Here is a 23,018-nt window from a genome sequence, read left to right as displayed (position 1 = left end):
GACCAAAACGAGACCAGACGCGCAAGTCGCCCTAGGCAACTTGCGCGTCTGGTCGTATTGGTATAGACAATGGTGAAGGCTTAGGCCGCAGTCACTTCGATGATGTCGGCGACGCTGCCAAGGTCCTTCAGGACCTGCGGGGTAGCCTTGATCGTCGCGACCTTGCCCTGAACGATGTCCGGGTGGACCTTGTTCGGACGCTTGGTCCAGATACGGCCGCCGCGACGCTTGGGCTTGTCGGCAAAGTTCTTCTCGCGGGCCGCGATCGGGCCCGAGACGGCCTTGTCGGCCAGGAAAAGGCGCTCCAGGGTCTTGCGAGCAGCCTCACGCTTGACGGCCTTGTTGATCGTCACCTTCAAAGAGGTGCCCGTCTTAAATTCGAACGGCATCGGTATCTCCGCAACAATTCAGGAATCGAAAGACGGGCCATCTTAGCATTTTCCGCGTGTATGACAAGGGCTCCGCTTACACCAAGCGAAAAAGAGGAGTTCACGCCGAACGCACGGGAACGCAAAAGCGTCCGCGTAAGAGATTACCAAATCGGCATTTGCGACAAAATCGAATTGGCCACAACTCGACTGCCATGCGGCGTTGCCGACTTCCTCTACCCTCGACTACCGGCTACTGACATCTCACCGACCCGTCGCCGCACGGACCATGGCCTTCAACTCCGGCTCGGTTTTGATGACGGCGACCCGCCCGTCGGCGAAGCCGCCTTGGATGCCGGTCGAAGGCCACTTGTCGTACCCCTCGTAAACCAGCAGCACCGCCGACGGATTGACGCCTGCCGGCACCGACGGGCTGAGCATGACGTACCCTCGCCCGGGATTGACGGGATTGAGCAGCGCCACTTTGTGCTCGGCGGGTGTCTTGCCGAGGTACTTGAGCAGCTCCGGGTCCTCCATCGACCGCGGGAAACGTCCGCCGGTGTCGCCGGTGTAGTTCCGGATCGCCGACACCAGAAGTTTGAGCTTTGTTTCAGACTCGTCGCGGGCGGCTTTCTCTCTAGCCTTGATCGCCAGCGGCCCGAGGATGCCGGCCGATGCCTTCATTTCCGCCGGGTCGAGCCGTACCTCCACCCTGTCCCCCTGCACCTGCGGCTCGAGCATCGTGAGCACCTTGTCCTTGTCGGGGTGCTTGCCCAGATCACCGTCGTTGACCGTCGTCCGAAAGACCGCGACCGCGATGTTTTTGAGTCGCCTGGCAGCATCCGAATCGACGGCCTGCATCGAGAGTCGCAGTGAAGCGTCGGTGCTGCGACCGGCCGGCGCGTCGAATGAAAGGGTGGCCCAGGACATCTTCTCGGTCAGCGTCGCGGTAGGTTCGCCGCCCAGCTCGGCCGGCAGGTTCGGGCCGATGCTCCGCAGGATTGTCCGCAGCGGCTCGGTCATGGCGAACGCGACACGCACCGTCCCGCCGCTGTCGGCCAGCGCGGCTGTCAGTTCCGGGCGAGCCGGGCGGCCGGGCTGACGCGAAAGCTCATTGGCTTTTCGAAGCGTTTGCGGATTGCCAAGCGCCAGGGCATCGCCGATGCGGTCGACGTGATATCCGTACGGAATGCCCGGTCCCGGTTTGCCCGGCGTCGGGATAAAACCCGACGGCAGCGGCACGCCGAACGGCGACTTAAGCAGCTCCGCAAGTGCGTTGCCGTTGGCCCGCCGGTCCACCGGTACAACGACCACCGGTGGCACCAGCGCGTCCGACGAAACGACAACGAACAACGCCTTGCCCCCCGCCCGGCCAAAGTCGCCCACCCACTTCTTCGCCGGCGGCACCAGCCCCCTGAGGGCGTATGTCGCACCGTCGATCTCCTCCTGCGGGGACTGACCCGCCTTCAACATCGTAACAACCCAGTTCAGCAGCGCCTCCGGCTCCACCGCCGGCACATCCACGTAGCCGACGATCATCGTCTTGTCGTCGATGAAATTGGCCGCACCGGGAAGCGGCGGAGGCAACGTCGGCTTCGCGTCCTTCGCCGCGGCGGCCGGGGCGACCAGCGCGGCAAAGGCCACCACGAACACAATCAGGAATGGCAGGAATCGTCGCGTCATCCGAAGGCCTCCGAAGGGTCCATCGTGGGTGACGCCGACGGCAGAACGGTTGAGCGCCCCTCGCAACTTTCACTTGACGACGGTCACCTTCAGCAACAGCGCGTCCTTCGGCTGTTCGGCGTCGGGCGATTCGATCACGGCGGTGCCGTCTCCAACCCTATAGACGAACGGCTTGCCGGTCATCGGATCGATCGGCGCCGGGGTCTGCGACAGCGCGTCCAGTGTCGCCGGAAGCTTTCCGTCGTTGGCGGCCGCGTAGGCCCGCAGCGCCTCGACCGTTTGCTGTGCGGCGATCTGGCGGTCCAACTTCACCAATGACACCATCGCCTTGCTGACGGCCGGCACGACCATCATCAACGGGTTGCTCGGTCCGAGATTCTTGATCCGGACAAACACCTCTTCCCGGGCCTTGGCGTTCTGCCTTGCCTGCCAGTAGGGGACGGACGACCACTTCACCATGTCGTCGAAAACCTCGTCGTACGATTCGACGAAGTACCGGCCGAGCGCCACGACCTTTGGCAGCCGCTCGACGTCATCGGCTTTCATGCCTCGGCTGACGAGGTACTGCTTCGCCGTCGGATAGATCAGCACTGCTGCGCCGAACATCGTCAATTGCTCGCCGAGCGTGTTTTTCTTCGATCCGGCTTCTTTGTCGACGACGCTCATGAGCGAGTTCATCCGCTTCAGCATTGTGCCCCAGTCGGCCTCGGTGAACGTGCCGTCCTTCACCTTTTGCATCTCCGGGAGCGACCAGTACGTCGCCGCCCGCTCCATCTCCAGGCTGGCCCGGCGGTCGAGCATCGGCGACGGCAGGCTTGCCAGCGCCCAGTACAGGTTCGGGCAGCCGGGCCGTGACTGCGCCTCCTCCAGGACCTTCAGCGTCATGGACCCGATCGACGCGGCGACCAGTTGCTGGATCAGGACCGAATCTCGGTTCAGAGCGCTTACCAGCGCGAAGTTGGTCCGCAAGGCGGCGATCGCCTCATTCCACTCGCCGCGCGACAGGTGCCAGCGCGCCTTCACGCAGACCACCCGCGTCATGCCACGCATGTTCGCCAGATGGGGCAGCAGCGTGCTGAAGCCCTGCTCGCGAAGCGGAATGCCCCATTCGCATCGCTCGCGCCGGCCGGCGAGCTCGAGCATCGGGTAAATGCTGCTGATCGTCTGGAGCACCTCCTGAAGCTTCGGAGATTCCAGGCGATCCAGTGGCACTTCCAGCATCGCCGTCGCGCCGATGAAGGAGCCATCGTTCGACCACTTGTATGGCGCGGGGGGAAGCTTAAGGGCGGCCAATTCGTCGGCGGTCAGGGCTTTTTCAGCAGCGTTGCGGTCCCCGTCAATCCATGACCCAGCCGCCAGCAAGTAGAGCGGCGCGGCGTCGCCGGGCACTTTGTCCACGGCTTCGGGAATGAGCCGGTACTTCAGGGCCGGCCGGGGCGAAGCGGCGGGGTACACGGAGATCGCGGCGGTCCTCGGTTCCGCCGGCACCTGCGCCATGACCGGCGCAGCGACAGTGAAGATCGCCAACGCGATCGAGGAGAAGACGCGGAAGCCGGTGCGATTTGCTGGGGTACGAATCATCAACTGTTGAGTCATTGGTGGTATCTCCGAGTGAAGGAAACCTTTCCGTCGCGCATCGCGCAATGTGCCATCCTGAGGGACCCCGAAGGATCTGGTATCCCGAGCAAGTGGTCTTCAACGCCAAGAATCGCGCCGTCTGCTAGCGCCCCATATCACCCACGCGCAAAGGCGTTCCGACCGATCCGAAACGCTGCGCCGGCAAGGCGTCGATGCCGTCGGCGAGCACCAGGGTGCGTTGGGCCAGCAGGTCGGCTCGACCGGGGACAACGCGCCAGCCGTCCACAGGCGCCGCAACCGTATCGCCGCCCGTCGCCACAGACGGCACAACCGCCACCGGCGGCGGTGCGACGGCAATCGGCCGCTCGCCGGACATCATCCGCACGTTGGCCGTCACCGAAACGCCGGTGGCGATCGCCAGCACCGCGGCCGTCGCCCGCCAGCGGGACATCGCGCCACGCGCCGACGTCAGCACCGCGTGCCGGCCGGCTGCTTCGCCGACGGATCGCCCTGCTTCGAACATGGCCGACCGAGGATCCAGTGCCGCCGGCCCCGGCCTGAGAGCGCCGAGCGCACGTTCGAACTCCAGGTCAGCGGGCGAGTACTCCGGCTCATGGGGGATTCGAGACATCGTGGCGACTCCTTAGCTCGGCGGCCTGCGTTTCGATCATCGATCGCATCGCCGACAACGCCTTTCGGTAGTGATCGTGAACCGTCGAGACTCCCATCCCGGTCACGTCCGCGACCTCGGCCAGTGTCAGTCCGGACCAGATACGCAGCGTTACCACTTGCCGGGCCAACTCGGGGAGCGACTCCATGGCACACTGAGCCAGCCGGGCGTCGATCAGATCCTCCGGGCGGGGCTCGAACCAGACGGGCCGGTCGGTCGCGGCTGACTGCTCCCGGCGTTGTCGGCGGACGCGGCCACGGCGCTCATCCAGGCACGCGTTCCGCAAACATTTGTGCAGCCATGCCGCCGGATTGGGCGGAACCGGACTTCCGTTGCAGTCGGCGGCGAGTGCCAGCAGTTTGACGAACAAGTCCTGCACCAGGTCGTCGGCCTGGACCGGGCGTTCAGGCAGCAACTGCCGGGCGTAGAGCACCAGCGCCCGGCCATGGGCATCAAACCAGTCGGCGATCATGGCCGGGTTCACTCGGGTCATGGTTCGTTCGGTGCTTCCATCCCTAAAACGCCGCCGACGGTCGGGTTTTCGGCGGATCGGCAAAGATTCTCCGCAACTCCGCGGCCCGGCTGACGTAAAATCGCAAGTATGCCACGGATCTTCATCGCCCGGACCGTTGTCAATCCGATCATTGCACTGCTGCTCGTCCTGTCGGGCACGGTCGTCGCCGCACCGGCTACTCGGCCCGCCACGTCACCGACGACAAAACCGGCCTCCAGCCAGCCTTTGGCGGCCAATCCCACCGCCACGCAGCCGGCCGCACACAAGCTGTCGGCGGCCGAAGCCCGGGCACTGGAGAAGAAGGTTCTCGAACTGACGCGCAAGTCGATCGACCTCCTCAAGAAGAACAAGGTCTCCGAGGCCGAACCGGTGCTCAAGGAAGCGCTTCTGCTCGACCCGTCGCACATCACCAACCTGTACAACTACGCCTGCCTTCTGGCCCTGAAGGGCGAAAAGGACAGCGCGGTCCTTTACCTGGAGAAGGCTGCCGACGCCGGCTGGGTTGATTTCATCCACCTCGACCGCGACCCGGACCTTGATTCACTCCGGGAATTGCCGGCTTTCAAGAAGTTTGTCGGAAACAAGCCGCAATATCAGAAACGGTCAGCCGAGAAGGTCATCGCGACCCTCCGCGAGCAGTTCGGCGACAGCTATCTCTACGAGCTCGACGCCGAGCGCAAACTGATCTTCGCCACCAATACCGACAAGACGACACTCGATGAGCTGAAGCACTGGCTCACGGCGCAGGCCGCCAGCCAGTGGGCGCAGCTCTTCGAGCACAAGCCCGATGCCTATATCAGCGTCGTGGTGCCGTCCGCGGCCGACTACAAGAAGATCGTGAAGATGCCGGGTGTCGGCGGGTTCTACAACGACACCGCCAAGCTTCTCATCTGCCAGCGGATGGGCCAGACGATGACCCACGAGTTCACCCACGCCCTTCACGCCGGCGACAAGGCTCCGCTGGGGCAAGACCACCCGATCTGGATCGTTGAGGGCATCGCATCGCTCTTCGAAGCGGCGCAATTCGAAGGCGAGAAACTCGTGCCGAAAGACAACTTCCGCCTGAACATGCTCCAGAACGCCAATCGCGGCAAAAAGCTCATCCCGCTGGCGGCGCTGATGGCGATGGAGCAGCCGGAGTTCGTGAAGAAAGCCAACCTCGCCTACGGGCAGGCCAGCAGCGTGATGCTTTACCTGTATGAAAAGAACCTGCTGCGGCCGTTCTACGACACCTACAAGAAGTCGTTCGATAAGGACGAAAGCGGCAAGCTGGCGCTCGAAGCGGTGACCAAGCAGCCGCTGGCCGAATTCGAGAAAACCTGGACCGCCTGGATGATGGCCCGAAAGCCGGTCCCAAGCAGCACCGGCGGCGACGGTGTCGTCATCGGCGCGCGGCTCGGCGACGGCAACGACGGCATCAAGATTGAGCAAATCGTCCCCAACGGCCCGGCAGCAAAAGCCGGCCTGAAAGACGGCGATGTGCTGGTCGGCATCGCCGACGCGCAGGTGCGAGACTACCAGTCGTTCGTACCCATGCTGATTCAGTTCAAGCCCGGCGACGAGGTGATGCTCAAGATCCGCCGGGAGGGCAAATACCTGGAGTTGCCTATCACGCTGGGGAAACGATCGGAGCTTCTGGTGCCCCAGGCGACACCCCGCGAGCCGCCCCGAGCCGGACCGCAAACCCGCCCCGGCAATCGACCCGCATCGCCAAAGCCATAACCATCCACCGCCCGGCTCACCCCAACCGCGGCAGATGCGCTACAATCACGCCGTGGACCTTGTGTACCTCGACAACAACGCGACGACCCAGCCGGCCCCTGAGGTCGTCGCCGCCATGCTGCCGTTTCTGACCGATTTCTACGGCAACCCGTCCAGCGTCCACCGCTTCGGCCAGCGCAGCCGACAGGCAATCGATGTCGCCCGCGGGCAGATCGCGGCGCTGATCGGCTCCGCCGAGAGCGAGCTGACCTTCACCGGTGGCGGCACCGAATCGATTAACACCGTCATCCGTGGGCTCCTGGCGTCCCGTTTCCCTCGAAAGCGGATCGTGACGACAACGGTCGAGCACTCGGCGACCCGCGAACTTTGCGCCCAGCTCGCCAGGGACGGTGCCGAGATCGTGGCGATCGAGGTCAACGAACAGGGGCTGCTCGACATCGACGCCCTTCGGTCGGCCGTCAGCGACGACACCGCACTGGTGACGCTCATGTGGGCCAACAACGAGACGGGCGTACTCTTTCCGGTCGCCGAGGTGGCGGCGCTCTGCCGGGAGAAGCGCGTTCCGTTTCACTGCGACGCCACGCAAGCCGTCGGCAAGCTGCCAATCGATGTGAAGGCTATCGGCCTCGATGCGATGAGCTTCGCATCGCACAAATTCCACGGGCCCAAGGGCGTCGGTGCCTTCTACGCGCGGCGCGGACTGCGTGTCCGCCCGCTGATCGTCGGCGGACCGCAGGAACAGGGCCGCCGGGGCGGGACGGAAAACGTGCCCGGCGTTGTCGGCATGGGCCGGGCCGCCGAGCTTGCCGCGGCATTGCTCGCCGCCATGCCGGGCGTTGCCCGGCTCCGCGATCGGCTGGAGCGGTCGATTCTCGAAACGATCGACGGCACGCGGGTGAACGGCTCGATCGAACACCGTTTGCCCAATACGACAAACATTGCATTCCCCCGCCTTGAAGCCGAAGCGATCCTGCTGCTGCTCAGCGAACAGGACGTCTGTGCCAGCGCGGGCGCAGCGTGCAGCAGCGGAAGCCTTGAGCCCTCGCATGTACTGCGGGCGATGCGAATCGATGAGAAGCTCGCCCACGGCGCGATACGCTTCAGCCTCTCCCGGTACAGCACCGATGCCGAGGTGGATCGCGCCCTGGACGTCGTACCCGGCGTCATTCGGCGGCTGCGCGCGGTATTGCCGGTCGGCTGAACGTGAACGGCCATCGGCAACCGCACGCGATTTCCCCTATACTGTCGTGTAGATGCCCCTACCGATCCGAAAACAACAGGCCCGTGAACTGGCGATGCAAGTGCTGTTTCTCTGGGATGCCAACGCCAAGGCCGATCTGGCTCTGGCCGAGTCCCTCATCGCCGGCATCGAACGGACCGAAAGTCGCGACGAGACCGCCGAACGGCTGGCGATTACCTATGCGCAGGGTGCGTGGGTTCACCGGGCCCAGGCCGATCCGTGGGTCGAGCGTCTGGCCCCCCAGTGGCCGACGCGCCGCCAGCCCGCCGTGGACCGCAATATCCTGCGCCTGGCGATCTGGGAGATGACCCACACCGATACGCCCCCCAAGGTCGTCATCGACGAGGCAATCGAACTGGCCAAGCGATTCAGCACGGAAAACAGCCCGTCGTTCGTGAATGGTGTATTGGATGCTGTTCTCCGCGAGGTGAAAACGCTGACCGGCGGGTTACCGGAAACTTGAACCACAGATGCACACAGATTCACACAGATAAGAACGCGTCTCGCTGGTGACACGGACTTCCAGCCGGTGCGAGGTGCGTGGGTGCCGAAGCTGTTGAGCATCCAAAAGGACACGGGCAGCCCCTGTCACTGACGGAGCCTTCTCTTATCTGTGTTCATCTGTGTGCATCTGTGGTCGAAATCTTCTTCCTCAGACGCTGACCACCTCACAACCATGGCTTTCTTTTCCAAGACGATCGACAAGCTCAAAGGTGCCCTGCGGAAGACCGCGGAGGTGCTCAATACCGACGTCCGCACGCTCTTCGTGCCCGGGCGGCAGATCGACGATACCTTCCTCACCGAGATCGAAGAAAAGCTCCTCCAAGCCGACATGGGCGTGGGCAATGTCGACCGCATCGTCACCGCGATCCGCGACAAGTGGCGGCTGGGGCGAATCAGGAACGCACCGGATGCTCTGGGCGTGATCCGCGAACAAGTCCTGGGCATGCTCACCGCCGCCCCGGCCGAGGGCGCGCCGCCGTCGAAATCGGACGACCGCGAATTGCACTTTGCCGAAGCCGGGCCGACGGTCATTCTCGTCGCCGGCATCAACGGTGCGGGCAAGACCACCAGCATCGCCAAGCTCGCCTGGCTGTTGAAGAACGAGATGGGCAAGAAGGTGATGGTCTGCGCCAGCGACACGTTCCGCGCCGGCGCGGTGCATCAGCTATCGATCTGGGCCGAACGGATTGGCGTGGAGATCGTCCGTCATAAACAGGGCGCCGACCCCGCCGCCGTCGCCTACGACGCCTGCGAGGCGGCCAAGACGCGCGGGATCGACGTGCTGATTGTCGACACGGCAGGCCGGTTGCACACGCAGGACCACCTGATGCGCGAGCTGACGAAGATCCGCGACGTCGTCACCAAGCGGATCGAAGGCGCGCCGCACGAGGTGCTGCTCGTCCTGGATGCGACCACCGGGCAGAACGCCGTCTTGCAGGCCAAGAACTTCGGGCAGGCGATCGCGGTGACGGGAATCCTGCTCGCCAAGCTCGACGGCACCGCCAAGGGCGGCGTGGTGCTGTCGATCAAGCAGCAGCTCAACATCCCGGTGAAGTTCATCGGGCTCGGGGAGACGCCTCAGGACATCGAAACGTTTGAGCCGAAGCGGTTTGTGGAGGCGCTGTTCGGGTGATCCGAGAAATGCAGAAATCGGTTGACGGCGAACGATCAGAGGCCGTCGAGTGGCTTCTTTAATTCTGCAGTTTTCATTGCATGATCTCAGCTTTGCATTTGTGTTGCGTCGGTTGTCTCCATGATTCCCGACGAGCCGGACCAAATCAGGTCGCCTCTGCCGTTGATGCTTCCGCATTCGGGACAACGGTGCTCTCGTGTTCCGCGGAGGTCGTACCCGCATTTCCAGCAGATTCCCTTACGTGACAGGTTGAACCGATTCCAGTTCATCGCTCTTTTCATCCGCACCTTCTCGACGAACCAGAGGGTCAGCGGCGACAGCAGAACGATGATCGATAGGATCGGCCATATCTTCAGAACGGGTTGCCAAAAATAGTCGAGTACGATGATCTGGTCCCCGACGTCGAGCCAGTATTTGCCCACGCGATGGGTTCCGCTGAAACCGAAATGGATCGCCGATAAAACGACGGCCGCCGGCGTGGCAAATACCGCAATCCATCCGGCGATAGTCTTGGAAGTCGTCGATGGTGGCTTGGTGTCCATGACTGAGTCGCGCTCGTCGGCGCGAAGACACGGGCAAGCGTACTTGCCCATGCCACAGCGCTTCATCTTCCCACTTCGTCCATCATCACATCCCGCGCCGCCGGCGTTGTCGCGACGAAAGGCACCTTGGCTCCCGAATACTCCCGCAGATCGAACGGAAACACCGGCCGGCCTGACAGGCTGAGGATCAACCCGCCGGCCTCCTGCACGATCGCCGCCGGGGCGGCGACATCCCACAGTTTGCCGTTCATGGTAATCGCCCCCTGCGCCACGCCCGCCGCCACCTGAACCGCTTCCAGCGCGGCCGAGCCGAGCATGCGGATCTTCCAATTCGTTTGGCTCAGCCAGCGGGTTGTGAACGGCGGCAACTGCCCCTGCTTATCCAGCAGGTTGCTGGTCAGCATGATGACCGAGCTGTCATTCATCGCACCGGGCTGAACGCTCAGCCGTCGGCTGCCGATCCACGCCCCGTGCCCCTTGGCGGCGGTGTACATCACATCCCGGGTGACGTCATACACCACACCCAACACGGGCATGCCTTCCTTCATCATGCCGATGCACACGCCGAAATTGCCCAGCCCGGCGACGAAATTGTTCGTGCCGTCGATCGGGTCGATGACCCAAACCCGCCCGTTGGGATCCGGGCATTCGAAGGTGATCGCAGACCCGCTGTCATTCTCTTCACCGATGATGCCGTCGTTTTCGTACCGCCGGCGCAGACCCGCAACGATAAACCGCTGGCTGGCGCGGTCGGCATCGGTGACGGCCTCGGCGGTCGTCATCGAATGGGTCTTGGTCAGGCGTTCGACCTTGCCGTAGTGATCGAGCACGATCTTCCCCGCGCCGCGGGCGAGCTCGACGGCAAACTGAAGGTCATGGGCAAGGTTTTCGGAGGAATCCCAAGTCATGGCACGGAGAGTAGAGGTGCGACGCGGCGAGGGCAAGTGATGCCTTTGCCCCCACCTCCGGTTGAAGAAGCGGACAATGGCCGCGCATTCTATCCGCTGAAGCACATCGTCGAAACGTGACATCGCAGCCGTACGCGCTCGACCACAAACTCATCCACATCCGTCCATCCCCAGGCCGGCTGAAGTCTCGGCCGCTTGTGCGGCGTCACGATCCAAAGCATCGGCGCGATCATCGCCAGTTGCGTCGCGACGCGGGGCAGGCGGGATTCTTCGCACAGGTGCAGCGCGAACGAGCAGACGATCAGCGAAAACTGCCGATCAATCAGCACGCCGGCGGCGATGTCTTCGAAGGTAAATCGCTCGGCGGGCTGTCCCGTCCGCCGGGCGTAAGCGTCGAAAGTGTACGGATCGATACCGTCGACCTTCGATGCACTGGCCGACCGCAGCGCCAGCGTGACTTCCCCACTGCCGGCGGCCAGGTCCAGCACGTGCGAAAGATCCGGCGACCACCGCGCGACCGCCAGCGCAAGGCCCCGGGTGATGGCATGCTCGTGCGGGTTGCGGTACTCGCGGCCGTGGCGGCGGTAGTACTCGGGCGGGCCAAGCCGCTCGTATTCGGCCCGGATCGACAGGTCTTCGTCGAGGTCGTCAATGGGGGCGTCGTGGTCAGGCATGCGGGCGGCCGGTTGGAATAAACTGTCATCCTGAAGGAAGTGAAGGACCTTGTACCTCAGAGCGTGTGACTTCTTCAGGAACAGCGCACGAAGTGTACTCACGGAGTAAGCGGGGATGACCCAGACCCGTCACGGTTCCCGCTTACTCCGTGAGTACACTTCGTGCGCGGCTCCTGAAGAAGTCACACGTCTCAGGATGACAATTTGAGAAAACGCTCCCGAGACGCTTATCCCTCACTTCGGATCAACGCCGAAATCCTTCCAGCGGAATAGAAACAGGTCGTTGTCCTCGGTCGTCGCCAGTAGACCTTCGGTGGTGAACGTGCAGGCTTCCATCTTCGGGCTGGCAAACGTCACTCGTTTGGGCTCGACCTTGGGTGCCTTCATCACGTCGCCATCAATACGGAACAGGTACGGCCCGGCGACGCTATTGATGCCCAGCCATTTGCCGTCGGCCGACACGTCGCCGGCGGTCACAGGGAAGCGGATCGGCAGTACACCAACGGCTTCCAGCACCTGCCTGGGCTTGGCGGGGTCGATATCGAACCGGTAGAGGCCGGCCTGGCCGAGGTTCAGCAACTTCGAGACGACGTATCCCTTGCCGCCGACGACAAACAGGCACTCGGCGTCGAACGGTTTGTCGCCCGGATAACGCAGCGACCAGGTGGTCTTGACGCGCAGCGCTGCTGCGCCGGCGTCTTTGGCCGGGTCGGGCTCGGCGACGGCGTGGACATAGACTTCCCTGCGGTCGCGGCGGTTGTTGCCGGTGTCGGCGATGTAGAGCGTTCCGGCGTCGTCGATCGCGATGTCTTCCCAATCGATGTTCTTCGCCGCGACGGCGTAGGTGCGGAGGAGCTTTCCCGTGGCATCGATCGCGAATATCTCCGCCGGGCTGCCGCTGTCGTTGTGCGTCCAATAGACCCCCGGATGGGCCCGGCTGGCGATCAGGCCGGAGCTTTCGGTGATCGCCTTGGCGGCGATACGCCCGGCGTGGAAGCCGGGGGCCGGCAGCGTTGCAGGAGCGTTGGCGGTGACGACTCGTGCGGTGAAGAAGGGGGCGTGTACAGCGAATGATGCGATCATTCCTGCGACGAACAGACGAAGACGGGACGCTGACATGGTCATGGAATCACCGAACCCCACTGTGACGCTACATCGCGATTCCGGCAACTCTTGCCGCTGCAAGGTACTGGAGTCGCCGCGGTGCAATCTCGCGAAAAAACGGTTGCAATCGTGCCGTCAGGCTCAGGATAATCGTGAGATATCTGCTGTCCGTTGCCGCCGAGTAAAGTCTCGGTACACATCCCGGCGACGGGCTTTGGAGAACTCGACGTACTCACCGTGGCCCCGGATTCGATCCCGACGGCGGCCGCGTGGGGGAACGTGAAGGTGGATCGCAACGATCGACCCGGACGACCGCCGCTGTTGTTCGAAGTTCGCGACGCGCCGCCCGGCACACAAGGTGATGCCGGCCATGATTGCAACGCAGCACATCGAGCTTCCGCCGATGCCTACCATCGGCCTTCCCGAGTCTCAGTACGCCCGGATGGTGCATAAGGCCGACAAGGCCGGCAATGTGCACCTGCACGAGGCGCTGAAGGTGGCCCAGTATGTCAGCCTGGCGCTGGACCCGAAGCTGCGCTGGCCGAAGAAACTGCACTTTTTCGAGCACGCCCTGCACCGCCATTGCAATCCGCCGGCGTTGCCGAGCGAGCCGGTCTGGCTGTTTTACCAGAGCCTGATCTCACTGGTCCGCGACCACGCCGGACAGGAAGCGCTGCGGCTGGCAAGCCTGGAGGATGACGTCTACGCCAAGCGGCTGAAGATGGGCTGCACCCGGGAACGGATCGAGGAGGACGCCGAGAAGTTCTTTGACGAACTGCTCGGCCACCGCGACCGCTGCCCCGACCTGTTTCATGAGGACGACTGGCATGCGTTGCACGTCTTCCGGGACCAGTGGATTTGAACCCGGTTCGATGCAGCGACTGTGTTCAACCGAGGGCTCGACCGCACTACGCAGTCACCGCGACGCCTGCTCCCCCTTGGGCATGGCCCAGAGCGTGTAGTACGCCACCGGGTGCAGCAGCTTCTGGCCTTCCTTGCTGGTGAGCTTATCGGCGTGCAGCTCGTGAATGCTGCCGATCTTCATGCCTTCGACCGTCAGCCGGACGGTCTTGCCGCCGTCGAGGACGTTGACCTTCTTCACGGTCGGCGTACCGGCGTCGACCTCGGGGCTGCCGTAGTCGCTGCGATACAGGTAGCTGTAGCTCTCAAACTGCCAGGTCGCCGGGTCGGACGCGAGCTGCGTGTCGACCGGCTCAAGGAACTTGAGCTCGAAGCCGTCGGCGGTCACCTTCATGTCGAAGATCTCGAACGCGTTCTTGCCGGTCCAGACGAGACGTTCGAGGGCGAACTGCTTCGGGCCGACCGAGCCCCAGCCGCGGTTGGTGCCGCCGACCCACATCGATCCGTCGGGTGCCTGCTTCATCGGGAGTACGCCGCTGCCAAACCCGTACTTGAAGGGGATCGCCACGCCCTGGGTGCGGCCGTTGACCGTTTCGAGCGAGCAGCGGACGACATTGCTGTGGTGCTGATCGCCGACAAAGATCTGCTTACCGTACGGGCCGAACTTGCCGTCCGAGGTATCGGCGGCGATGCCGCTGGCGCTCTGTCCGAGCCGGCTATGCGGCAGCCAGATCGGCGGCGGGATGAACTCCGGGATCTTCTCCATCTCGATGTAGATCCGGCTGTTGGTCTGCGGGTCGGTCGGCCGCTTGCCCATCTCCTTCTGGTTGATGGGCAGGTCGTACCATTTGTTGCCGCCGGGGTGGCCTTCGAACGCACCCTGCTTCAGCAGCTTCATCGAGCTGGTGCCGTTCCAGGGGCCCTGGTTATCGGTGTAGTAGAGGTTGCCGCTGCCGTCGAACGCGATACCACCAGGCGAGCGAATACCGCTGGCGAACGGGTGCATCTTGCCATCGGGGGTGATCTTCACGCCCCAGCCGCGCCAGGGTGCGTTGCTGTTGAACGAGCCGGTCAGGCACAGCACGGCGTAGAGGTTGCCGTCTTTGTCGAACGGCGAAATGAAGCCGTACTCGTGGTAGTCGCCGGTGATCGCCCACTGGTCGCAGAAGATGTCGTAGGTGTCGGCGTAACCGACGCCCTTCTTGTCCTTCAGCTTGGTGATGTCCTGCCGCGTGCCGGCGTAGAGGTAGCCATCCTTCGCGTTGTACGCCAGGCCCAGCACCTCGTGCAGACCAGTGGCCCACTTGGTGAACTTCACGTCCTTCGGCGGATCGGAGTAGGCGTTCTCGACCTTGTAGATATCGCCCCGGCGCGTGCCGACCATCAGCGTGCCATCGGGCATGCACTCGATGCCGCCGACTTCCAGCGTGATGTCTTCGGGGATCGGAATAGTGACGATCTTGTAGTACTTGGCCTCCTCGGCGACGTCGGGCTTGTACATCGGCCCGTTCGCCGCGTTCTTCTGGGCGAATGCGGGAAGTGCAGCGACCGAGAGGGCAAACGCAGCAATCACCAGACGATTCAGAATACTTTTCATGGAGATCCCGTCAGTGACACGGGCTTCCAGCCCGTGCGAACGGTGCTGGAGTCCGATCGATTCAATATCAGTTCATCTGCAAGTCGAACGACGATCTACTTCAACACACCTCACACGGGCTGGAAGCCCACGTCACAGATGCGTCGCTAAGAAGCCCACAGGCTGGAAGCACTGGCAGCCCGTGCTTACGACCTACCACGACATCTCAACGCTGAACGCCGCTTTGCCGCTGCTCAGGTCGATCGGCACGATCAACTGCTTGCCGCCGGCGTCTTCGCGGATGGTCGCCTTCAAACCGGCGGGCAGGCGGATCGTCTGCTTGCCGTCGATGACATATTCGCCCGGCGACTTCTCTTCGATCGATTTTCCCTGGCCGGCGAGCATGTGGAACTTCTCGGCCTTGCCGGTCAATTCGAACTTACGGACCAGTTGCACGCCACCCGGCTGCAGACGGGGGACCGGCTGCTCGCGGATTTCCACGCCGGCCTGGCTGTAGCGGAAAGTCGGACGTTTGTCGGCGTCGAGGTCGTAGCCGAGGAACTTGCCGCCGATATTCCGCGCGACATCGCCGTCGTCGGGGTTCTTCGTCGGGACGGGCCACGGATCGCCGGGGCTGGCGAGGGTGGCGAAAGTCGCCGTCGCCGGCAGTTCGACAGTCGCCGAGCCGAGCGGCCCGTTCGCCTTGCCGCCGCGGCCGTCCCACATTCCGGCGGGGTCGAAGAATCGCCCGCGCCAGACCGTCGCAAGACGGACGAGGTTGCCATCGAACGCGACATTGAGCTGCTCGGGATAGCCGACCAGCAGCGCCCGCGGGCCGACGCCGGCAAAGAACGTGCGGTGCAGCACCGGCTCATCGACCGCGACCAGTTCGCTCCTGCCCGTCGGGGCGAGCCCGGCAGGCAACGCCATCGACGAACCGAGTGAGAGGTAGTCCCACATCGCGTTGATCTGCCCGTCGGCGGTATCGCCGCCCAAACCCTTCACCGCGACCACGCCGCCGGGCCAGAAACCGGGCATGCGGGTGCCGGGGTTGATGGACGTCGGGTCGTGCATCAACTTGCTGTACCAGGTGTAGGTCAGGCGTTCGTGGGCGGTGGTGAGATCGGGCGCGGGCATGCCCAGTGATTTGGTTCCCAGAACGCCGTGACAGTTCACGCAGCCCAGCCCCTTCACGCCGAAGAGCACGCGGCCGTCTTTGGCGGACTTCTCTTCGAACTTCGGCTCAGCGGGAGCGGCCGCGGCGGCGGTGTCGACCACCGGCAGCGCCGTCAGCAGGGCTTCGGTCTGCGGCTTCTGGAACACCGGCATCCGCGTGGCCAGCACCTGCCGAATGTGCAGCTTGCCTTCGTTGACGATCTGACCGAGCGCCGCCGGCTTGAGCTTGTTGCCTACGCCAGTGAGCACCGGCGGAATCGTCCCCTCTTCGCCCATGTCGAACTCGGCGGTCATCGTGAAGTAACCGGCACGGTCTTCAGACGGGCCGCCGATGTCGTCACGCTTGTGGCAGGCGTAGCAGTTGAGGGCCGCCATCGAATGCGAGACCTGCTCCTTGGGCGTCAGCGCCTTGGCCAGCGCCGGCTTGTCCTTCAGTGTCGTCTTGATGGCCGTCCGCTGATCGGCCGACAGGTCGTACTTCGGCACGCCTTTGCGAATGTTGTCGCCAAGGCAGCCTTCGACCGATTCCATGTTCAGCTCCGCCAGCGGCTTGTACGGCCGCATCGACTTCTGCGCCGGGATGTTGTGGCACGCGGCGCACCCCAGCACGCTGAACATCTGCTTGCCCATCTGCGCCTTGCCCGGGTCGACAGTGAACGGCTCGCTGCCGAGCGGAATCATGGGCTTGCCATCGACGCTGGCCAGGACGTCAGCGGGGATCGCGCTTTTCTTGAATCCGGGGCCCTGCCATTCGACCTTGAACTCCGCCCCGCCGCCGCCCTGGAAGAATGTCACGGCGAACGCGTGCGAACCTTTCTTCAGTTCGATCGTGCCCGACTTCTTGCTCGGCGGATGGATGCCGTCGTTGTCGACGACCGACTTGCCGTCGATGTAGACGCGCGAACCGTCGTCCGACTCGGTGTGGAAGGTGTACTTGCCGTCCTTCTCGATATCGATCTGCCCGCTGAACTTGATCGCGTAGTTCTGGTTTCGCAGGCCGGGGATCTTGAGGTCGATCTTCTTCACCCGGCCGGCGCTTTTGGGCGCGCCCAGGGCGTCGAGCGTCTCGATCTTGCAATCGGGGACTTCCTTCTCCCAGTAGCTGTACCGCAGCCCGGCGACGGCCATCAGCGGCGCATCCTTCGCGGCGGGATTGCTGAGCTGATCGCGCAGCAGATACACGGCGATCGACTTGGCCTCGTCACTGGTCAACGACAACTGCGGCATCCGGCCCGACGGCCGAGCCTTGTGCGGGTCGAGCAGGAACTTGGTGAGCTGGTCGACCGTCGTCTTGCTCGCGAGGTTTCCCAGCGGCACGGACGGCAGCTTTGTGTCGATGGGTTTGCCGGTCTTGGTCACCGGCGAGTGGCATGCAACGCAGCCGACGGTATGGAAGAGCCGATCACCGGCGTCGATCTGCGGCTGCGATCCTTCTTCGGTCGAGGTCTTGATCGGCCCGCCGAGTGAGACGAGGTAGTGTGTCAGGAACTCGACCGCGCCCTGCTTCGCTGCCGGTTCCGATGCGTGGAAGACATTGGGCATCGCCGTCCCCGGCTTCACCGACTGCGGATCGGCGAGGTAAGCCGTCAGGAACTGCGGCGTGACCCGGCTGCCGACCTGCGTCAGATCCGGTGCCTGCCGGGGAATGATCCGTTGGGCATCCGGAGCGGCGTGGCAACTGATGCAGTTAAGCTCGCCAAGCAACAGTTCGCCCCGAGCCGGATCGCCGGGTTTGAGCCGATCCACCCCGGGTACAACTGGCGGCGCGGCGACGACCGGCGCAGCCGATGCCCAAAACGAACCCAGAGCCAATCCGGCCAGAGCCATCCGACGCAACCCGTTCAGCATGGAGAGTCCTTCAAGTGGCCGCAGACGAAGACGTCATCCCGGAACCGCGCCAGGAGACGCAAAGAGTTATCGCCGAAACGACCTACCGTTTACAAATTGATGTCGTACCAACGCCGCAATCGCTTACACGTCGCGAAGTTAGGGTGGCGAGAATCCCGCCTTACTTATACCCCTTCCACACATACTCCAGCGCCAGCGGCAATGTCTGCGCCTTCATGTTCCCGTCGCAGTGGCCGGCGTTTTTGACGAAGTTGTACTGGTACTTGTAACCCTTCGCCGCGAGCGCCTTGGCCATGTTCTCGTTGGCCAGCACCCAGTCGTGCATGTCGTCGCGCATCAGGTTGGGGTTCAGAAGGTCACGGTCGCCGACGGCCATCCAAATGCGGAGCGGCTTGGGCGGGCTGTTGGGGATGAGCGATGCGTGCAGTTCCCACGCCCCGCCGCGGGTCTCGGGGTTGTGCGGCCACTGCTGGTTCACGAACGTGCCCGAGTAGCTCAGCACCCGGCGGTACAGGTCGGGGCGATACCACGCCATGATCATCGCGCACGAAGCGCCCGAGCTGCACCCCATCGTGGCGCGGCCTTCGGGGTCTTTCGTCAACTTGACGTTGCACTCCTTCTCGACCAGCGGCAGGACCTCGGTCTCGACGAACTCTGCGTATTTGCCCGACATGGTGTCGTATTCGAGCCCACGCTGGCTCCCTTGCGCGTCGCCGCTGCCGTTGCCGATGGAGATCGCCACCATCGCCGGCACCTTCTTCTGGTGGATCAGGTTGTCGAGCGCGATGAACAGGTTCTTGTCCGGCCCGTCGGCACCGACAATGAACGGGGCGGCCGTCCCCGCGACGTACTGCTTGGGCACATAGACCGCCACCTTCCGGGTGTACGGCGCGGCGTGGCTCGTGGGCACGTCCAGCTTGGCGGGGTTCTTCGGATCGACCGTGCCGAACGTCCCCGGCTCTCTGGCGATGCCGGGGTACATCTTGCTGTCGGTGGACTTCATCGTCAGGTTGAAGATCGTTCCCTGCGGCACGCCGTCTTTCACCGTCATCTCCGGCGCTTTCGTGTGCGTGGGCCCGATGATGAAGTTGCCGTCGGCATCGGCCGAGGGGATCTGACCGTCCGGCAGTTCCTTCTTGGCGACGAACCCAGGTGCGTTCGGATCGCGCGTCGGCGGCGCGGGCCGAGCGGGTTTGGCGGCGGGGGCAACGGGCTTGGGGGCGGCCTGTGCAATGGCCATCGCCGGCTGTACGGCGGCCATCAGGCCGAGGAGGAGAGCAACGCGAGCGGGTTTTCTGGTGTTCATGGGTGTAACCGGATGTACGCGCGGGCCGACCGCGGTGTTTAAGTGCTGTCGCCCGTCTGGCAGTGGATTAGGTGATAGGGGATTGCATGAGGCACGCGTTTGAGCGAGCCCGGATCACGGAGTGCAGATCGCACAGATGCTGATGTCCAGATTTCTGATTTCAGAACAGAAATCGCCGTGTACCACGTTATCCTTTCCCCACGCTCTCCCAAAACCATTTCCCTTTTCCCACGGAGACTTCCTTGAACCGCCGCGACTTCCTTCGATCGGGTGTCCTTCTATCCTCCTTGCTCGCCGTGGTCTTGCCGTTGTCGGCGGCCGACGCGCCGGCGACAGCCAAGCCATCCGCGAAGCCGGCGAACCAGGCGAAGCCCCCCGCCGGCCCGGCGCGGTTCGAGAAGGACATCGCCGCCTACGAGGCAACGGACAAGATGTCCCCGCCGCCGCAGGGCGCCGTGCTGTTTTATGGCGCAAGCAGCATCCGGCTCTGGAAGACACTGAAGGAAGACTTCCCGGGGGTCGATGTCTTCAACCGCGCGTTCGGCGGATCGCAGATCTCCGATTGCATCCACTTCGCCCCACGCGTCGTCCTGCCTTACAAGCCTCGGCTGATTGTCTTCCAAGCGGCGGGGAACGACATCAACGCGGGCAAGTCGCCGGAGCAGGTGCTGGCCGACTACAAGCAGTTTGTCGCGTTGCTGCGTGCCGATCTGCCGAAGGTCCGCATTGCGTTCATGGGAATCGGCCCGAGCCCGGCCCGATGGTCGCAGCGGGAAAAGCAACAACAGGCCAATGCCTTGGTGAAAGCGTACGTCGCGACCGACCCGCTTCAGAGCTATATCGACATCTGGGAAGCCCACCTCGGCCCCGATGGCGCGCCCGTCGAAGCGTTGTTCGTGAGCGACAAACTGCACCCCAGTGCCGAGGGGTATAAGATCCGCGTGGCGCTGACCAAACCGTATGTGAAATAGGTCACGGGCCAGGGGCTCCGGTCCCTGCCGGTTGACATTTCGCGTCTGATCCCGTATTGCTTAGTGATTCGCGGCTGGGCGGTAGTTCGCCCGTTGCCTCGCTGCGCCGCGATTGCCTGATCTCGCCGACCCAATCGAACACTATGGCTACCGACCTGAACGTTTCGACCATCAACGAACGCGCAAGCGAAGAGTTTTTCAAACGGGGGCATGACGCCGAGAAAGAGGGAAACCACGAAAAGGCTCTCGATTTCTACGAGCGCGCTCTTAATGAGAACCCCGACCACGAACAGGCGGCTTTCCGACTGGCCGTGCTGGTGGATCGGCGCGGCGAGGACGCCCGCGCGATCGAGCTCTACGAGCGGATTTCCACCAGCGCTCCGGTTCATCTCAACGCCCTGATGAACCTCGCCGTGCTGTACGAGGACAACAACCACTACGAAGAGGCTCATCGCTGCCTCGATGCGATCCTTCGCACGAATCCGAATCACGAGCGCGCCCGCCTCTACATGAAGGACGTGGAGTCGGCACGTGGCCAGTATTTCGAAGACGACTCCAAGCCCGACAAGCGCAATGCCGTGATGGACATCCCCATCAGCGACTTTGAGCTTTCCGTGCGGTCGCGCAACTGCCTGAAGAAGATGAACATCCGCTCGCTCGGCGACCTGCTGAAGACGACCGAGCAGGAGTTGCTGAGCTATAAGAACTTCGGCGAAACGAGCCTGAACGAGATCAAGACCTTGCTCGCTGCCAAGGGCATGCGGCTGGGGCAGAACGCCGACGAGAGCAAGACTTCGGCGGCACGGCGCGCCCCGGTTCCGGCCGGGAACGTCCCCAACGAGGTGCTGGCCAAGTCGGTCTCGGATCTCGAACTGAGCGTCCGCAGCCGCAAGGCGCTTCAGCGGCTGAACATCAACACCCTCAACGAACTCGCGATTCGCACGGAAGACGAACTGCTGGGCTGCAAGAACTTCGGGCAGACCAGCCTGAACGAAATCAAGCAGCAGCTGGCCAGCTTCGGTCTGTCGCTGCGGAAGCTGGACGAATAGATTTCGCCCGCGCACGGGTTACAAGCCACGGGAAGGAATGCGGCATCCGCATTCCTTCCTTTTTCGTTTCATCGATTGACCGCGTGCCCGCGTCCCGACACGTCGGCGTTGCCTTCCCCCGCTAGCGGTCCCGGGGTATTCTTGTGACTGGCGACCGCAACGGATTGCGCGTCGGCCGAAACGAGTCGCTCTCCAAGGACAGGCATGGACGCCCGCCGTATCCTCGCGCGTTCTTCCGTACGTTGGTCTGCCGGCATTGTCATCGCAATGCTGTTGGGGGCCTTCGTCTTTCCTCTGGGCTGTGGCCATGATCGGCCGCCGACCGTTGATGCGCTGCCGTCGGGACCGCCGACAGTCCGTGTTCGCATCATTGCGGGCGAGTCGCAGGTGCGATTGACGGCGTCGGGGCTTTCAAAGTCCACGGTGGTTCGCAGTTCGGGGGGTGAGGTCCGACGGCTGAGCTTCCCCGTGAATACCGCCGTACCGGTGACCCGTTCCGCCGAAGGTTGGATGATCGGTCAGACGCCGCTCGGTGTCGGAACGTTGACCCTTCAGCCGGAGCCCGAAGGCACGCTTTCGGTCGAAGGCCGTCCGTATCGCGGCACGCTGGTGCTCGTACCGACAGGCACTACGGCTGGCACTACCGGCGAGTTTGACGTCGTCAATCATCTGCTGATCGACGATTACCTGAAGGGCGTGCTCGCGGCCGAGCTTTACCCCGAGTTCCATCTCGAAGCCTACAAGGCACAGGCGATCGCGGCCCGGACTTACGCGATCTTTGTCTCGCGAACATCGCCAAAATCCAGGCACTGGGATCTGCACAGCGATGTGCGGAGCCAGATGTACGGCGGAATCAAATCGGAGACACCCAAGAGCATCCAGGCTGCTTCCGAAACCGCCGGCATCGTCGTCGCGTTCGGCCCGCCCGGGAAAGAGCGGATCTTCAAGGCGTACTACAGTTCCTGCTGTGGCGGGGCCACGCAGGCTGCGTCGGACGCGTTCGACGAGACGCCGATCGCACCGCTGATGCCAAAGGCCGTCGGCAGGCGGTGCGATATCTCGGCCGGGAAGTACAAGGCGAAGTTCGACTGGCCGGCGATCGTCGTCTCCCGCGACGAGCTGGCCCGGCGACTGAAACTGTTCGGAAAGTCGCAGCACCCGCCGCTGAAGGACATTGTCGGCGTGCGGAAGGTCGAGATCGTCAAGACCAATGCCGCCGGGCGGCCGGTCGGTTTCGCGATCGAGGATAACCGTGGTGCCCGGTACATCCTGGGCAGCGAACAGTTCCGCGTTGCCGTCAACTGGGATGCCCCCGACAACGCGAAGCTGTTCAGCTCATACGTCACGCCGGTCGTCGCCGGCAACAGCGTGCGGTTTGAGGAAGGGCACGGCTTCGGCCACGGTGTCGGGCTCTGCCAGTGGTGCATTGAAGCCCTGGCACGGCAAGGGCAGACGCACGAGGCGATCGTGCAGGACGCCTATCCCGGCGCGGTGCTGCTGAAGGGATACTGAGGATCGCCTGGCAGGCGGATTCCGACGATAGCCGCTCAAATCGACGAAATCGCTCCCGACGACTTCCGCAGCTGCCTTTG

General features: G+C 63.5%; 20 protein-coding genes. 8 read left to right on the top strand and 12 right to left on the bottom strand.

Annotation, left to right across the window (positions count from 1 at the left end):
- Positions 1-80 precede the first annotated feature (80 nt).
- The 5 genes from IPV69_RS15660 to IPV69_RS15640 all read right to left on the bottom strand — a co-directional run bounded on the left by IPV69_RS15660 (position 81) and on the right by IPV69_RS15640 (position 4,792).
- A complete protein-coding gene (locus tag IPV69_RS15660; protein WP_206290627.1) occupies positions 81-389 on the bottom strand; it encodes a hypothetical protein in 309 nt (102 codons plus the stop codon).
- Positions 390-632: 243 nt separating this feature from the next.
- Positions 633-2,051: a hypothetical protein gene (locus IPV69_RS15655; RefSeq protein ID WP_206290626.1), complete on the bottom strand. Its 1,419-nt coding sequence runs from the start codon at positions 2,049-2,051 to the stop codon at positions 633-635.
- A gap of 69 nt (positions 2,052-2,120) precedes the next feature.
- Complete coding sequence (locus tag IPV69_RS15650) at positions 2,121-3,647, bottom strand: hypothetical protein (protein ID WP_206290625.1); 1,527 nt, start codon at positions 3,645-3,647, stop codon at positions 2,121-2,123.
- A gap of 124 nt (positions 3,648-3,771) precedes the next feature.
- Entirely contained in the window at positions 3,772-4,260 is a 489-nt protein-coding gene (locus IPV69_RS15645; RefSeq protein WP_206290624.1) for a hypothetical protein, read from the bottom strand.
- On the bottom strand, positions 4,241-4,792 hold the full coding sequence (locus IPV69_RS15640; RefSeq protein WP_206290623.1) for an RNA polymerase sigma factor: 552 nt from the start codon (positions 4,790-4,792) through the stop codon (positions 4,241-4,243). The genes IPV69_RS15645 and IPV69_RS15640 overlap by 20 nt, the downstream gene beginning before the upstream one ends.
- A gap of 108 nt (positions 4,793-4,900) precedes the next feature.
- Here IPV69_RS15640 and IPV69_RS15635 point away from each other — a divergent pair, with 108 nt between their 5' ends.
- The 4 genes from IPV69_RS15635 to ftsY all read left to right on the top strand — a co-directional run bounded on the left by IPV69_RS15635 (position 4,901) and on the right by ftsY (position 9,411).
- Positions 4,901-6,535, top strand: coding sequence for a TPR end-of-group domain-containing protein (locus tag IPV69_RS15635; protein ID WP_206290622.1), 1,635 nt, complete (start codon positions 4,901-4,903; stop codon positions 6,533-6,535).
- A 52-nt stretch (positions 6,536-6,587) separates the two neighbouring features.
- Positions 6,588-7,736 carry a cysteine desulfurase family protein gene (locus tag IPV69_RS15630; protein WP_206290621.1) on the top strand — a complete coding sequence of 383 codons (1,149 nt, stop codon included), beginning with the start codon at positions 6,588-6,590 and terminating at the stop codon, positions 7,734-7,736.
- A gap of 52 nt (positions 7,737-7,788) precedes the next feature.
- The gene (gene nusB, locus IPV69_RS15625) at positions 7,789-8,238 is read left to right on the top strand and encodes a transcription antitermination factor NusB (protein WP_206290620.1); all 450 of its coding nucleotides are present in this window, start codon (positions 7,789-7,791) and stop codon (positions 8,236-8,238) included.
- Between the two features lie 213 nt (positions 8,239-8,451).
- Positions 8,452-9,411 (top strand): signal recognition particle-docking protein FtsY, encoded by a 960-nt coding sequence (ftsY, locus tag IPV69_RS15620; protein ID WP_206290619.1) that lies wholly within the window; start codon positions 8,452-8,454, stop codon positions 9,409-9,411.
- An 86-nt stretch (positions 9,412-9,497) separates the two neighbouring features.
- On the opposite strand, the gene IPV69_RS15615 is transcribed toward ftsY, so the two are convergent.
- The 4 genes from IPV69_RS15615 to IPV69_RS15600 all read right to left on the bottom strand — a co-directional run bounded on the left by IPV69_RS15615 (position 9,498) and on the right by IPV69_RS15600 (position 12,654).
- Entirely contained in the window at positions 9,498-10,019 is a 522-nt protein-coding gene (locus IPV69_RS15615) for a hypothetical protein (RefSeq protein WP_206290618.1), read from the bottom strand.
- Entirely contained in the window at positions 10,016-10,861 is an 846-nt protein-coding gene (locus tag IPV69_RS15610; RefSeq protein WP_206290617.1) for an inositol monophosphatase family protein, read from the bottom strand. The genes IPV69_RS15615 and IPV69_RS15610 overlap by 4 nt, the downstream gene beginning before the upstream one ends.
- An 89-nt stretch (positions 10,862-10,950) precedes the next feature.
- On the bottom strand, positions 10,951-11,535 hold the full coding sequence (locus IPV69_RS15605) for a class I SAM-dependent methyltransferase (protein WP_206290616.1): 585 nt from the start codon (positions 11,533-11,535) through the stop codon (positions 10,951-10,953).
- A gap of 234 nt (positions 11,536-11,769) precedes the next feature.
- Positions 11,770-12,654: an NHL repeat-containing protein gene (locus IPV69_RS15600; protein ID WP_206290615.1), complete on the bottom strand. Its 885-nt coding sequence runs from the start codon at positions 12,652-12,654 to the stop codon at positions 11,770-11,772.
- 355 nt (positions 12,655-13,009) lie between these two features.
- Between IPV69_RS15600 and IPV69_RS15595 the strand changes: the two genes are divergently transcribed.
- The gene (locus tag IPV69_RS15595) at positions 13,010-13,501 is read left to right on the top strand and encodes a hypothetical protein (protein ID WP_206290614.1); all 492 of its coding nucleotides are present in this window, start codon (positions 13,010-13,012) and stop codon (positions 13,499-13,501) included.
- Between the two features lie 54 nt (positions 13,502-13,555).
- Here the strand turns inward: IPV69_RS15595 and IPV69_RS15590 are convergent, their stop codons facing one another.
- The 3 genes from IPV69_RS15590 to IPV69_RS15580 all read right to left on the bottom strand — a co-directional run bounded on the left by IPV69_RS15590 (position 13,556) and on the right by IPV69_RS15580 (position 19,406).
- Entirely contained in the window at positions 13,556-15,097 is a 1,542-nt protein-coding gene (locus IPV69_RS15590; protein WP_206290613.1) for a PQQ-dependent sugar dehydrogenase, read from the bottom strand.
- 192 nt (positions 15,098-15,289) lie between these two features.
- Positions 15,290-18,100 carry a PA14 domain-containing protein gene (locus IPV69_RS15585; RefSeq protein ID WP_206290612.1) on the bottom strand — a complete coding sequence of 937 codons (2,811 nt, stop codon included), beginning with the start codon at positions 18,098-18,100 and terminating at the stop codon, positions 15,290-15,292.
- Between the two features lie 160 nt (positions 18,101-18,260).
- Positions 18,261-19,406 (bottom strand): alpha/beta hydrolase, encoded by a 1,146-nt coding sequence (locus IPV69_RS15580; protein WP_206290611.1) that lies wholly within the window; start codon positions 19,404-19,406, stop codon positions 18,261-18,263.
- 242 nt (positions 19,407-19,648) lie between these two features.
- Between IPV69_RS15580 and IPV69_RS15575 the strand changes: the two genes are divergently transcribed.
- From IPV69_RS15575 to IPV69_RS15565, 3 genes are all read left to right on the top strand, one after another.
- Positions 19,649-20,377 (top strand): GDSL-type esterase/lipase family protein, encoded by a 729-nt coding sequence (locus IPV69_RS15575; RefSeq protein WP_206290610.1) that lies wholly within the window; start codon positions 19,649-19,651, stop codon positions 20,375-20,377.
- 143 nt (positions 20,378-20,520) lie between these two features.
- Positions 20,521-21,426 (top strand): DNA-directed RNA polymerase subunit alpha C-terminal domain-containing protein, encoded by a 906-nt coding sequence (locus tag IPV69_RS15570; RefSeq protein WP_206290609.1) that lies wholly within the window; start codon positions 20,521-20,523, stop codon positions 21,424-21,426.
- Positions 21,427-21,894: 468 nt separating this feature from the next.
- Positions 21,895-22,938: a SpoIID/LytB domain-containing protein gene (locus IPV69_RS15565; protein WP_206290608.1), complete on the top strand. Its 1,044-nt coding sequence runs from the start codon at positions 21,895-21,897 to the stop codon at positions 22,936-22,938.
- Positions 22,939-23,018 lie beyond the last annotated feature (80 nt).

The sequence above is a fragment of the Humisphaera borealis genome (assembly GCF_015169395.1).
In the GTDB taxonomy this organism is placed as follows: domain Bacteria; phylum Planctomycetota; class Phycisphaerae; order Tepidisphaerales; family Tepidisphaeraceae; genus Humisphaera; species Humisphaera borealis.
This window is presented reverse-complemented; position numbering and strand designations above follow the sequence as displayed.

Excerpts from the sequence above, each read along its gene's own strand:
- IPV69_RS15645 (WP_206290624.1), bottom strand. The coding sequence starts at position 4,260 with ATGTCTCGAATCCCCCATGAGCCGGAGTACTCGCCCGCTGACCTGGAG.
- IPV69_RS15650 (WP_206290625.1), bottom strand. The coding sequence starts at position 3,647 with ATGACTCAACAGTTGATGATTCGTACCCCAGCAAATCGCACCGGCTTC.
- IPV69_RS15580 (WP_206290611.1), bottom strand. The coding sequence starts at position 19,406 with ATGAACACCAGAAAACCCGCTCGCGTTGCTCTCCTCCTCGGCCTGATG.
- IPV69_RS15590 (WP_206290613.1), bottom strand. The coding sequence starts at position 15,097 with ATGAAAAGTATTCTGAATCGTCTGGTGATTGCTGCGTTTGCCCTCTCG.
- IPV69_RS15655 (WP_206290626.1), bottom strand. The coding sequence starts at position 2,051 with ATGACGCGACGATTCCTGCCATTCCTGATTGTGTTCGTGGTGGCCTTT.
- IPV69_RS15640 (WP_206290623.1), bottom strand. The coding sequence starts at position 4,792 with ATGACCCGAGTGAACCCGGCCATGATCGCCGACTGGTTTGATGCCCAT.
- IPV69_RS15585 (WP_206290612.1), bottom strand. The coding sequence starts at position 18,100 with ATGCTGAACGGGTTGCGTCGGATGGCTCTGGCCGGATTGGCTCTGGGT.
- IPV69_RS15600 (WP_206290615.1), bottom strand. The coding sequence starts at position 12,654 with ATGTCAGCGTCCCGTCTTCGTCTGTTCGTCGCAGGAATGATCGCATCA.
- IPV69_RS15635 (WP_206290622.1), top strand. The coding sequence starts at position 4,901 with ATGCCACGGATCTTCATCGCCCGGACCGTTGTCAATCCGATCATTGCA.
- nusB (WP_206290620.1), top strand. The coding sequence starts at position 7,789 with ATGCCCCTACCGATCCGAAAACAACAGGCCCGTGAACTGGCGATGCAA.
- IPV69_RS15615 (WP_206290618.1), bottom strand. The coding sequence starts at position 10,019 with ATGAAGCGCTGTGGCATGGGCAAGTACGCTTGCCCGTGTCTTCGCGCC.
- IPV69_RS15595 (WP_206290614.1), top strand. The coding sequence starts at position 13,010 with ATGATTGCAACGCAGCACATCGAGCTTCCGCCGATGCCTACCATCGGC.
- IPV69_RS15605 (WP_206290616.1), bottom strand. The coding sequence starts at position 11,535 with ATGCCTGACCACGACGCCCCCATTGACGACCTCGACGAAGACCTGTCG.
- ftsY (WP_206290619.1), top strand. The coding sequence starts at position 8,452 with ATGGCTTTCTTTTCCAAGACGATCGACAAGCTCAAAGGTGCCCTGCGG.
- IPV69_RS15610 (WP_206290617.1), bottom strand. The coding sequence starts at position 10,861 with ATGACTTGGGATTCCTCCGAAAACCTTGCCCATGACCTTCAGTTTGCC.
- IPV69_RS15570 (WP_206290609.1), top strand. The coding sequence starts at position 20,521 with ATGGCTACCGACCTGAACGTTTCGACCATCAACGAACGCGCAAGCGAA.
- IPV69_RS15660 (WP_206290627.1), bottom strand. The coding sequence starts at position 389 with ATGCCGTTCGAATTTAAGACGGGCACCTCTTTGAAGGTGACGATCAAC.